The 11,090-nt window shown below is 48.4% G+C and carries 7 protein-coding genes; 3 read left to right on the top strand and 4 right to left on the bottom strand.

The window, feature by feature from the left end:
* Positions 1-555 precede the first annotated feature (555 nt).
* The 4 genes from V7S65_RS22775 to V7S65_RS22760 all read right to left on the bottom strand — a co-directional run bounded on the left by V7S65_RS22775 (position 556) and on the right by V7S65_RS22760 (position 7,381).
* The gene (locus V7S65_RS22775; protein WP_336387566.1) at positions 556-1,704 is read right to left on the bottom strand and encodes an efflux RND transporter periplasmic adaptor subunit; all 1,149 of its coding nucleotides are present in this window, start codon (positions 1,702-1,704) and stop codon (positions 556-558) included.
* Between the two features lie 16 nt (positions 1,705-1,720).
* Entirely contained in the window at positions 1,721-4,963 is a 3,243-nt protein-coding gene (locus V7S65_RS22770; protein WP_336387567.1) for an efflux RND transporter permease subunit, read from the bottom strand.
* Positions 4,964-4,999: 36 nt separating this feature from the next.
* Positions 5,000-6,415: a TolC family protein gene (locus V7S65_RS22765; protein WP_079471322.1), complete on the bottom strand. Its 1,416-nt coding sequence runs from the start codon at positions 6,413-6,415 to the stop codon at positions 5,000-5,002.
* A gap of 102 nt (positions 6,416-6,517) precedes the next feature.
* Complete coding sequence (locus V7S65_RS22760) at positions 6,518-7,381, bottom strand: helix-turn-helix domain-containing protein (RefSeq protein WP_079471323.1); 864 nt, start codon at positions 7,379-7,381, stop codon at positions 6,518-6,520.
* Positions 7,382-7,524: 143 nt separating this feature from the next.
* Between V7S65_RS22760 and ispG the strand changes: the two genes are divergently transcribed.
* The 3 genes from ispG to V7S65_RS22745 all read left to right on the top strand — a co-directional run bounded on the left by ispG (position 7,525) and on the right by V7S65_RS22745 (position 11,084).
* Positions 7,525-9,486, top strand: coding sequence for a (E)-4-hydroxy-3-methylbut-2-enyl-diphosphate synthase (gene ispG / locus V7S65_RS22755; RefSeq protein WP_079471324.1), 1,962 nt, complete (start codon positions 7,525-7,527; stop codon positions 9,484-9,486).
* A gap of 81 nt (positions 9,487-9,567) precedes the next feature.
* Positions 9,568-9,870 (top strand): hypothetical protein, encoded by a 303-nt coding sequence (locus V7S65_RS22750; protein ID WP_111577294.1) that lies wholly within the window; start codon positions 9,568-9,570, stop codon positions 9,868-9,870.
* 215 nt (positions 9,871-10,085) lie between these two features.
* Positions 10,086-11,084 carry a c-type cytochrome gene (locus tag V7S65_RS22745; protein ID WP_336387568.1) on the top strand — a complete coding sequence of 333 codons (999 nt, stop codon included), beginning with the start codon at positions 10,086-10,088 and terminating at the stop codon, positions 11,082-11,084.
* Positions 11,085-11,090: the final 6 nt, after the last annotated feature.

Raw genomic sequence — 11,090 nt, 5'->3', positions numbered from 1 at the left:
TAGGACTAAAAACTTATATTGTAAACTTCAAACAGGATTATCTAACAAAAGTGTAAACCTATACCAGGACTAGACCAGGACTAGACCGAGGAGACATAGTGCATGGGGAGTGCATGAGGAGTGCATTAATAGTGCATGAGGAGTGCATGCTAACTGTATGGATAGTGCATGGATGATCCATGATATACGCAGGTCCGAAGTATTGGAGAAGCATCCGGGAAGTAACACCGGCATTACCGGGAATATATCTTAATCATCTCCCTAAAAAATAAAAAACCGGAATAGGAATATTCCGGCCGTTTTACCTAAACCTACAATTGCTACGCGGCGTAACAATTCTCTTTCGTGTTTTAAAGCAACAGCGCCCCCTGTACGGAAGCGCTGTATTGCCTGATTCATCAGGGAAGTATGTTTGCCTTCTACCCGTCACTCTTTACCTTGCCGAATACAGTTCGTTAAATGATTCTTCTGTTCGTTGATTCTTCTGCTTTTCTGATGATTCCTGATCCAGTTGATTCCTTTTCCTGCAAACACCTTCCCACCTTTAAACACACATTATTTTGCAACCGCTGTTAACGACGTTCCTTCTTTTATTTCATCACTGCCGTTCTGCACCAGCTGGTCGTTGTCGGATAAATCACCGAATACTTCCACCTGCCCGTTGGATTCATTCCCGCATTTCACCGGGATCCACACCGCTTTATTGTTCACGGCCTTGATCACAAATACTTTCTCTGAATTGCTGATGATGGCGGATTTAGGCACGATGTACACATCTTTTTTACCTGGCATCGGCATCTGTACTTCTGCATACATACCCGGAAGCAGGCGGGCTGTTTTGTTGGCCACATCCATTTCCAGTATTTCAGAACGCAGCTTCACATCCAGGCTACCGGCAATACGGTTCACCTTCGCGGTGAAAGTATCTCCAGGCAGGGATTTCACGGTAAAACGCACATTGCTGGCATGATGCGCATCATCAGTATAGATTTCAGGCACGGCCACGGATAAACGCAGTTTCTGCTGTTCTTCCAAACGGAACAATGGCTTATCGGAGCCTTTACCCGCAGGGCCTACATAAGTGCCCGGATGCACATTACGCTGGCTGATCACGCCGCTGAACGGCGCGCGGATCACCAGGTAGCCCAGCATTTGCTGTACTTCATGGTAAGAAGAACGGGAGGATAACAACTCGGCGCTATCGGCGCTCATTTTCTCAAACGCCATATCCAGGTCGTTGGGAGAAATGGTACCGGGTACTTTACTGGTTTTAAGCAAACGTTCGTAAGTAGCGCGGCTGGCGCGAAACATGGCTTCTTTTGTATGAAGCCTGGACTGCGCTTCCAGCAACTGTGTATTCATTTCCGGCGCATCCAGTGTAGCCAGCACCTGGCCGGCAGTTACCTGGCTGCCCAGGTCTACATTCACATTTTTCACATAGCTGTTCACCTTTGCATAGAGATCAGCAAACTGAAACGGCTTTATTTCTCCGGGTAATTTCAGGGAAGCATCCAACTGGCTTTTCTGCAGGTGAATAATTTTCACCTGAACGCGCCCGTCTTCTTTTTCATTTTCATCGTCTGCCCGGGAACTGTGGCAGGCGGTGAAAAACAAACCGATGGGCAATAATGCAGCAGCCGCCATGACCCGATACGACAGGCTGTATTTATTTATATTCATGATATTGATATGTCGTTTAGTCATTATAGTTATACTTGAATTAAACACGCGCCGCCCCCGGAACATAATACTGGCTGTTTTCATCTTCAGGGTCCAGTGATACAGATTTCACGGTCGATTTCTGTTGTACCCAGGCGAAGATCAGCGGTAAAATAAACAGGGAAGCAAAAGTACTGGCTATCAACCCGCCAATTACTGCGCGGCCCAGTGGCGCTGTTTGATCGCCCGCTTCACCCAGCCCCGATGCCATCGGGATCATACCTGCCACCATGGCGATACTCGTCATCAGGATAGGACGCAAACGAATAGAAGTACCTTCCAGTGCGGATCTGCGGGAATCATGATTTTCCAGCCGCAGCTTCTCTGCATTGGTGATCAGCAGGATCGCATTGGCTACCGATACGCCCACCGACATAATGATCCCCATATACGATTGCAGGTTGAGCGTAGATCCCGTGATGAGCAACATAATCAGCGATCCCGCCAGCACAGCAGGAATAGTAGACACAACTACCAGCGCTACTTTGAACGACTGGAAATTAGCCGCCAGCAACAACAGGATCACGATAATGGCTACCAGCAATCCCGACTGTAAGCTATCCAGCGTTTCATTCAGCAGGTTCATCAAACCACGTTTCTCTACAGTAATACCACGCGGCGGTTCGCCGGCACGTTTAATAGCTGCTGCCACCGCGGCGGAAGCGTTACCAAGATCTTTCTTATGGATATTGGCGCCAATGGATACAATCCTCACTGCACCGATACGGTCATACTCTCCTACCACGGTATCCGGCTGTAACGTAGCCACATCCCCCAGCGAGGGCCGCGTATTGTTTTTACTGATGGGAATTGCGGCCATATCGTTGATGCTCGACATTTCATTTTCCGATACGGAGATCTGTACAAAATAAGACGTGGCATTCTTCTCGTCCAGCCAGTTGTTCTTTTCTGTAAAACGGCTGGAGGAAGTGGAAGCCGTAAGAGATTTAGCAATATCTGTAATACTTACGCCCAGCTGCCCGGCCCTTTCCCGGTCGATGTTTACACGGATAGCCGGGTAATCCATCGGCTGATTGATCTGCACATCGCGCAGGTAAGGGATCTTCTTCATTTCTGCCAATACCTTTTTCGCATAGGGCACACTTTCTTTCAGGTTTTTACCCATGATGGCAATTTCAATCGGCGTGGAAGCGCCCTGGCTCATTACCTTATCTGTAAGATCTATCGGCTCAAAGCTCATCTTTACTTCCGGCATTTGTTCGTGGATCCGCTTACGCAGCTTCTCTTTGAACTCGTCCATATTGATTTTAAAATCTTCTTTCATGTTCACCTGCAATACGGCTTCATTAGGCGTAGCCATAAACAGGTAAATGGGGTTGGTAGAATAGGACGATGGATGAGTACCGATGAAGGAAGAAGTGATGTCGATGTTTTTGGCGCCGACTACTTCCTTCAGAATTTCCGTCGATTTAATAAGCATGGTTTCCGTCCGTTCGAGGCGTGTTCCCGTGGGCTCTTTCAGCCTTAGCTGGAACTGGCCGTTATTCAGTTTAGGCAAAATATCACGGCCAATAATGCTCATACACAGTGCTACTATACCAATTACCCCAATAAAGTAAGCGCCAATCACCAGTTTCCGTCTTTTCAGCAGCGTTTCCAGCCAGCCGATAAAGCGCAGCTTAAAGCGATCGAAGCCGGAAATAGTTTTGGCGTGTTGTTTTTCATCTGCAATTTCTGTTTCAATATACCCGGCTGTTTTATGTGCATCGTTGCTATGCACATGCGGGTGGCCATGATGCTTGAATTTGTTGGCATCCAGCATCCAGTTGGCGAGGATAGGCACCAGCGTTTGCGACAGCAGGTAAGACGCAATCATGGAAAAACCAATAGCCAGCGACAGCGGCATAAACATCGCACGGGGCACGCCTTTCATGGTGAAGGAAGGCGCAAACACCGCGAGGATACACAACAGGATCAGGAGTTTCGGGAAAGCAATTTCCTGGCACGCATGCCAGATCGCCTGTGCTTTTGGCTTACCCATTTCCAGGTGCTGGTGGATGTTTTCAATGGTCACGGTGGATTCATCTACCAGGATACCAATGGCCAGCGCCAGGCCGCTCAGCGTCATGATGTTGATGGTTTGCCCGAACAGTTTCAGCAACATCACTCCAATGATAATAGATACCGGGATGGTGATGATTACAATATACGCGCTGCGCCGGTCGCCGAGGAACAGCAACACCATCAGCGCGGTGAGTACAGCGCCTATTACACCTTCACTGATAAGGCTTTTCACGGCATTGATCACATATACGCTCTGGTCAAATACAAAAGAAATCTTTACATCTTCCGGTAATAATTTCTGGATATTGGGTAATGCTGCTTTCAGGTTATTTACTACCGTCCAGGTGGAAGCATCTGCTGTTTTTATAATAGGGAGATATACAGAGCGTTTTCCATTGATCACTGCATAGCTACTGGTTACGTCTGCCGCATCTTCTACCTTCGCCACATCTCTCACAAATACGGTAGGGCCATCTCCCATTACCAGCGGAATGTTTTCAAATTCCTTCACGGTGCGTATCACGGTGTTGGCGGGTGTGAGATAGGTGATATCGCCGATACGCACGTTACCCGCCGGTGATATCTGGTTATTATCTTTGATGGCGGCTACAACCTGGTCAGCCGAAAGATGGTGACTGCGCATCAGTTCAGGATCTACATGGATTACAATGGTGCGGGAGTTACCGCCAAAAGGCGCCGGTGAAGTAAGACCGGCAATACGGCTGAACGATGGCCGTACAATGGTCATCGCCAGATCCTGCAATTCGTTGTTGGTGCGCGTAGGACTGCTCAGTGCCAGCTGGCCGATCGGTAAAGTAGATGCGTCGAAGCGGATAATAAAAGGAGGCTGCGTACCAGACGGCATCGAGGAAAATGCACGGTTGGCCATCGCTGTTACTTCCGCCGCGGCCTGCGCCATGTTTGTCCCTTCGTAAAAAGAGATCTTGATCATGGTAAGACCCTGGATATTTTTGGCCTCAATATCTTTTACACCTGTTACATACAGAAAGAGGTTCTGGTAGTTGGTGGCAATAAAGCCTTCCATCTGCTGCGGCGACATACCGCCATAAGGTTGTGATACGTATATAGCCGGCAGGTTAAGATCCGGGAAGATATCTATTTTAATATCCCGCGTTGCTTGAATACCAAAAAACAATAGTCCCATCACTACTACAATGATGGCTATCGGTTTTTGTAATGCGGTTCTGATCAGGTTCATACAATTATATTCAGGAAGTGAATACCTTCCGGTTAATTACAGTTGATTCAAAAACAGTTGCAGATCCCCTACGGTAGCGGACTTATACAGTATCGCCTGCCACACGCCATTGTACGCAATATCCCGGTCTGTTTCCGCGCGGTTAATGTTATACAGCGCCTGGGCCAGGTCGGCGATATTAGACAACCCGTTTTCATACAAGGTACTTTTCTGCAGAAAGGCGTCGCTGGCGGCTTTCAGGCCGGTAGGCGCTTCCCGGTATTTCTTCACTGCATTGTCTATCTGTTGTTCCGACAGCTGCAGCTGATGTTGCAAGCGGCTGTAGGTTTGATTGTATTCATTCTTCAATCCTTCAGTAGTATAGTGTTGACGCGCTACCTGCGAATGCGTGCGCCACAGGTCAGTAACCGTCCAGGAAAGATTGAGGCCCACTAGATAATTGGACACCTGCGGTTTCACGCCTGACCAGTATGCCTGGCTGTAGTGGCTGAGATTAGCGGCGCTGTAGTCGTAGTCAAAACCGGAACCGCGCGTTTGCATCACGCCCATAAAAGACAGGCGGGGCATCGCGTTTTTGCTGATCAGCTTTTGATTGGCATCGCTTAATGTTACGCGGGAACTGAACAATTTTAGCAGCGGCTGATTTTTCAGTGATACAGAATCCTGTGCAGATACGGTTTCCAGCAGCTGGTTAGGTATTTTGGTAACAAAGGTGGTGTCCAGTGTAAAGTCCTGCGGTGGTACGTCCATCATTTCCGCCAGTTTATTGCTCTGTGCATTTTCGTAGTTCACCGCGTCTACCAGTGTGAGTTTTGCTTTGGATACTTCTGCGTTGGCGATGGAGCTATCCACTCCGGCACTGAGTCCGTTCAATGCGCGGGAAACGATGATATGCTGCAGGTCCTGCGCGCGTTTCAGGTTGGACTCCATAGAACCCCGCAGGCGCTGTGCAGCCAGGAGGTTCAGATAAGCGCCGGCGATGCGTACCTGTTGTTCAAACTTTTCCTGTTCCAGATCGGCCTGGTTGGTGTACAATTGTTCTTTCGCGGCCTGTACTTTTGCGTGCTGGCGGCCAAAGGTTACTACGTCCCAGCTGATATTAGCCAGGTACAATCCGCCGAAGGCGGCATTCCAGTTCTGTGATGGCAGAACGGGTCCGGAAGCACCGGTAGTCCAGCCTTTGTATCCCCACATAGGTCCATTTTCACCATTCACGGTACCATAGCTATTTTGGGCGGCGAGGTTCAGATCAGGTAAGTATTCTCTTTTTACTGCGCTGATATTTGCGGTAGCTGCTTTAGCATAGTTTTCTTTTGCCTTGATGGACTGGTAATTTTTCAATCCTGTTTGTAGTGCTTCCTGTAAGGTGAGCGGGCGGGTTTGACCCATCACGGCCGCCGAACAGCAGCCCGCTGCAATAACCAGCAGGCAAAGCGGTTTCCAGATGTTCATATATTAATCTATAGCGTCTGATAAAAGCCGGCTGATGCGGGCTATGCAAATATAGACAGGGGTAAGCGGCGGGTGTTAGGACAATTCAGCTATTGACTTGTACTATTTGAACATCATGTCCCGGAAATCCTGGGGAGAGATGCCGGTATTATTCTTAAAAAAACGGCTAAAGTAAGCAGGGTCCTCGAATCCCAGCTCATAGCAGATCTCCTTGACACTTTTGTGACTGAACGCCAGGTTTCGTTTCGATTCGAGTATAATCCGGTCGTGTAATAATTCGGTAACGGTACGGCCGGTGGTTTCTTTGGTGATTTCGTTCAGTCTTTTAGGGGTGAGGGCAAAGGCGCCCGCATAAAAGGCCACCTGGTGTTCTGTGCGGTAATGCTGTTCCAGCAATCGTCGCAGCTGTACTACACGGCCATCGTGAGCCAGCGGCATCATGGTTTCCGCGGCATTGCGTTTCTTTTCCCGTTCTATCAGCAACAGGAAGGCATTCAGATAATGTTTCACAATGCCCCGGCTGCAGGCAGGCGCGCAGGATTTCTCCCTGCTCATCAGTTGTATCAATCCCAGGAGAGACTCTGAGGTATGGCCGCTGGTACTGATGGGCCCGTATCCGTGCCAGTTATCGAAAAGCGAAGTAAAATCGTAGAGGGTTTCCTTATCGTGTTTATTAGTAAAGTAAAATTGCTCTGTGAAATACAGAAAATACCCTTCCCGCTCACAATCCAGCTGATGAACCTGTCCGGGACGAAGCAGGAAAATCATGTCATCTTCCACATCATACCACACGAAATCCACCATGTGCCTGCCTTTCCCTTTGGTAATCCATATAATCTGAAAATGATCATGACGGTGCGGCTGATCGGTTAGTTCATTGCGGAACACGCCCAGGGAAGCTACATTAAACTGCCCGGAAAAGGGCAATTGCTGGTAAGGTATATCTATGCTTTTATTCAGTAACATAAAGTGGGTCAAAAATAAAGCTTTATCCCCTATTTAGATAGCCCTGCGCCCGCCGTTCGTGGAATTTAATGTAGCTTTAAGTTGCGGTTCAATAATACCACAGGTTTACTAACTTTGCTTCCGCAGGAAAACAAAAACTACGTATGCAGCTTTATTGCAACTCTCTGACAGAATATAAACGACTGGCCACTCTGGAAGTAAAGGTGGGAGATCTTATCATCGGAAATTTTAACCCGGTCCGCATTCAAACCATGACCACCACCGATACCCTGGATACCGCTGCTACCGTGGCGCAAACCATCCGTTGTATTGAAGCCGGTGCTGAACTGGTACGCATCACCGCCCCCAGTAAAAAGGAGGCCGATAACCTGCTGGTCATTAAAAACGAATTACGTAAACAGGGTTATACCACTCCCCTCGTTGCAGATATCCATTTTACGCCCAATGCGGCCGAAATAGCGGCCCGCATCGTGGAAAAAGTACGGGTAAACCCGGGGAATTATGTAGATAAAAAGAAATTTGAACAAATCGACTATACCGACAGCGAATACCTGGAAGAAATAGACCGCATCCGTGAACGCTTTTCCCCGCTGGTAAAAATCTGTAAAGAGTATGGTACCGCCATGCGCATAGGTACCAACCATGGCTCCCTCAGCGACCGTATCATGAGCCGCTATGGCGATACACCGATGGGTATGGTGGAAAGTGCGATGGAATTTTTACGTATTGCGGAAGACCTGCAATACCGCAATATTGTGCTGAGCATGAAAGCCAGTAACCCACAGGTAATGGTACAGGCATACCGCCTGCTGGTACAAACCATGGAACAGGAACTGGGCCACTGCTACCCACTGCACCTGGGCGTTACCGAAGCCGGCGATGGAGAAGATGGCCGTATTAAATCTGCCATCGGCATCGGCACCCTCCTGGAAGATGGCGTAGGTGATACCATCCGCGTTTCCCTCACAGAAGATCCTGAATTTGAACTCCCGGTTTGTAAGGATATTGTGAAAAGATATACTAACCGTAACGACTATACGGCTATTCCGCCGGTAACCACTATTCCCTACTCTCCTTTTGAATACAAACGCCGCGAAAGCGCGCCTGTGGAGAACATCGGCGAAAAGCAGGTACCAGTGGTAGTGGCAGATTTCAGCGACAACAACAGCTTGCAGCCCGCCGATCTGAATGCCATTGGTTATACTTACGATGAGCCCAGCGATAAATGGAATATCGGGGATGCCGCAGCAGATTATATCTACACCGGCAAACAGTTACCTGCCTTTGGTCTTCCCGGCACACTGCGCGTTGTAATAGATGCAGAATACTGGCAGAGCATAGCCGATAAACAGGAACTGGTACCTTACTTTGATGCCCGCCATTATGTAACGGCCTGCGAACAAAATGAAACCGGCCGGATCAACTTTGTACAATTCGACTGCAATCACCTGGATACAGAACATCATGAACAACTGCTGCTGCAACTGGCTAACCCGGCTACAGCAGCCAGCACTGTACTGGTGGCCACGGCTTCCGGCAGCAATGCGATGGCGGCTATCAGGCGCCTGTTCATCTTACTGCTCAACAAAAATATTACAGTACCTGTCATTATCCATAGTATCAGTAATCAGCCTTCGGCAGATGAACACCTGATCCACCATGCCACGGAAGCCGGCGCACTGTTGCTCGATGGCTTCGGCGATGGATTATGGTTAAGTAACCAGCCCACACAACCCGGTCAGCATACCACGCTGAACAACATTTCCTTTGGCATCCTGCAGGCAACACGTACCCGCATCTCCAAAACAGAATATATCTCCTGCCCGTCGTGCGGCCGCACCCTGTTCGATCTCCAGGAAACCACCGCCCGCATCCGTGCCGTTACCCATCACCTGAAAGGCGTAAAAATTGCCATCATGGGTTGTATTGTAAACGGTCCCGGCGAAATGGCCGACGCCGACTTTGGCTATGTTGGCAGCGGCGTAGGCAAAATTACGCTCTACCGCGGTAAGGAAATTGTGAAACGTGGCCTCAACAGCGATGTTGCCGTAAACGAATTGATAAACCTGATCCGTGAAAATGGTATGTGGGTGGAAAAAAACTGATTATTAAATCTGGCTTAAAAACAGCGACAGCGGATACAGCAATGCCGGAAAAAGCTTAATTTTTCGTAAAACATATTTGATATGAAAAAGTTCCTCACCGGATTGTTGGCCATGTTTATGGGTTTAACCGTAGCAATGGCTCAAACACCCGCCACCGCTAAAAAAGAAGCAAAACCAAAAACAGAAAAGAAAGCAGAAAAAGCAACACCCGCTACTCCTGCTACTCCCGCTGCCACTACTAAAACAAAGAAAGACGGCACACCGGATAAACGCTATAAAGAAAACAAAACAGCCGCAGCTCCTGCAGGACCAACTAAAAAAGACGGAACGCCTGACATGCGCTACAAATCAAACAACAAAAACGCAGGTAAGAAAAAAGCATAACCGCTACCTGTTACTGAATAATAATTTTAAGAAACCCCGTACAAGTCAATACTGTACGGGGTTTTCTTTTTCCGTTATATTTTTCTACATTTATCGTTTTACTTTTTTTATATAGATGTCAATAACGATTGGTTATCACTGATAGTTATTAGTTATTTGACTTCGCTCCGGTGGCCTGTTACTTTTGTAGCGTAATCCACCAACCTGTAATTTTAATGGAAACCAATAAAATCCAACGTTATAAGCGGATCCTTTCCGGGTTATTTGCGTGCCTGTTGATGTTAATACTGCTGGCAGGCTTTGAAACATTTTATCTCTGGACACGCTACCTGTTCCCGGCTGCGGCGCCTATGCCTGCATTGCAGGCGGTCCCTGTAAAAGACTGGCAACCTCCGGCCGTAACCACATTGCCTTCCGGTGAAAAAGCCGCCGCCATTGTTTACGGACAAACACTGATCCGCGAAACGGCGCGATACCTCGGTCCAAAAGGCAGCGTGCTGCAGATCACCAATGGTATGAACTGCCAGAACTGTCACCTGCAGGCAGGTACCAAACCCTTTGGTAATAACTATAGTTTTACTGCGGCATCGTACCCTAAATTCAGGGCCAGATCCAACAGTTCAGAAACGCTGAACAAACGCATCAGTGATTGCTTTGAACGCAGTTTAAACGGCGTGGCGCCGGATAGCAACAGCAAAGAAATGACGGCCATAAAATCTTATATAGAATGGCTGGGCAGTGAAGTGCCGCCGCATGAAAGGCCCGATGGCAGCGGCCTCCGGAAGCCGGCCTTTTTATCACGCGCTGCCGATCCAAAGAAAGGCGCGCACATATATACACAACAATGTAAAAGCTGCCACGGCGCCAATGGCGAAGGCGTAAAGGATGCCGACAGCATAGCTTTTATTTATCCTCCGCTATGGGGCCCGCAAAGCTACAACGATGCCGCCGGGCTTTACCGCCTCTCTAACTTTGCCGGCTATGTGAAAAATAACATGCCTTTCGGCGTGGATTATAACACGCCCGTTCTTTCCGATGAAGAAGCCTGGGATGTAGCCGCATTCATCAACTCACAACCCCGGCCACATAAAGATCAGTCGGCTGACTGGCAGGATCTTAAAAAGAAACCCATCGACTTTCCTTTTGGTCCCTATGCAGATGCTTTTTCCGCAGAACAACATAAATACGGACCTTTTAAACCCATGCAACATTAACCGTCA

Origin of the sequence: Chitinophaga sp. CCNWYY40, assembly GCF_037483205.1 — a bacterium.
GTDB lineage: Bacteria > Bacteroidota > Bacteroidia > Chitinophagales > Chitinophagaceae > Chitinophaga > Chitinophaga ginsengisegetis.
This window is presented reverse-complemented; position numbering and strand designations above follow the sequence as displayed.

Coding starts and splice junctions, on each gene's coding strand:
- V7S65_RS22775 (WP_336387566.1), bottom strand. CDS start 1,704: ATGACTAAACGACATATCAATATCATGAATATAAATAAATACAGCCTG.
- V7S65_RS22770 (WP_336387567.1), bottom strand. CDS start 4,963: ATGAACCTGATCAGAACCGCATTACAAAAACCGATAGCCATCATTGTA.
- V7S65_RS22765 (WP_079471322.1), bottom strand. CDS start 6,415: ATGAACATCTGGAAACCGCTTTGCCTGCTGGTTATTGCAGCGGGCTGC.
- V7S65_RS22760 (WP_079471323.1), bottom strand. CDS start 7,381: ATGTTACTGAATAAAAGCATAGATATACCTTACCAGCAATTGCCCTTT.
- ispG (WP_079471324.1), top strand. CDS start 7,525: ATGCAGCTTTATTGCAACTCTCTGACAGAATATAAACGACTGGCCACT.
- V7S65_RS22750 (WP_111577294.1), top strand. CDS start 9,568: ATGAAAAAGTTCCTCACCGGATTGTTGGCCATGTTTATGGGTTTAACC.
- V7S65_RS22745 (WP_336387568.1), top strand. CDS start 10,086: ATGGAAACCAATAAAATCCAACGTTATAAGCGGATCCTTTCCGGGTTA.